This window comes from Desertibacillus haloalkaliphilus, assembly GCF_019039105.1.
Classification (GTDB): Bacteria; Bacillota; Bacilli; order Bacillales; family KJ1-10-99; genus Desertibacillus; species Desertibacillus haloalkaliphilus.
In genome coordinates this window covers 1-647 of record NZ_JAHPIV010000055.1, presented here as the reverse complement: position 1 = coordinate 647, position 647 = coordinate 1, and the positions used below count along the sequence as shown (strand labels likewise).

At 40.2% G+C, this 647-nt stretch carries 1 protein-coding gene; it reads left to right on the top strand.

Annotated features, from left to right (window positions below):
* Positions 1–65: 65 nt before the first annotated feature.
* The coding region (gene ccsA / locus KH400_RS20805) for a cytochrome c biogenesis protein CcsA (RefSeq protein WP_217227908.1) at positions 66–647 on the top strand (582 nt) is incomplete at its 3' end.

Sequence of the window (647 nt, the reverse complement as noted above, 5' to 3'; positions counted from 1 at the left end):
AGGCAGAGCTCGAACAGCCGGTCGATAGGACAGAAGACAAATAAGTAGTTTGGGAGTGTTACAATATGGTCGAACTAAGTAGTAATCTATTGCTCGCGGCGTTTTTTATCTACATTTTCGCGACAATTGCTTTCTCTATTACGATCTATTATGAAAATAGTAAATCAGTTAATAAAACGAAGAGGTGGGGATGGATCAGCTTTGGTCTGGCGTGTGCAGGATTTTTAGCACAACTAGGGTATTTTGTCACTAGGTGGATTGCGGCTGGACATGCCCCGGTTAGTAATATGTTTGAATATACCACGTTCTTAGGATTAACCATTATTTTTGCGTTTCTCATTCTTTATCTTATTTATAAGAAGCCGGTATTAGGTATTTTCTCAATGCCTGTTGGAATTGTGATCATTGCCTATGCATCAGTATTCCCAAGCGAAGTTACGCCTTTAATACCTGCCTTGCAAACTTACTGGCTTCATATTCATGTGATAACCACTGCTATTGGTCAAGGGATTCTAGGGGTTGGATTTATTGCAGGTTTAATCTACCTTATACGTGTCGTTGACCAAAGTAAGCGCTCAAAACAAACATTTTGGCTTGAGGCTGTTATTTATTCGGTTACGTGTGCTGTGGCCATTGCAATTCCAGTC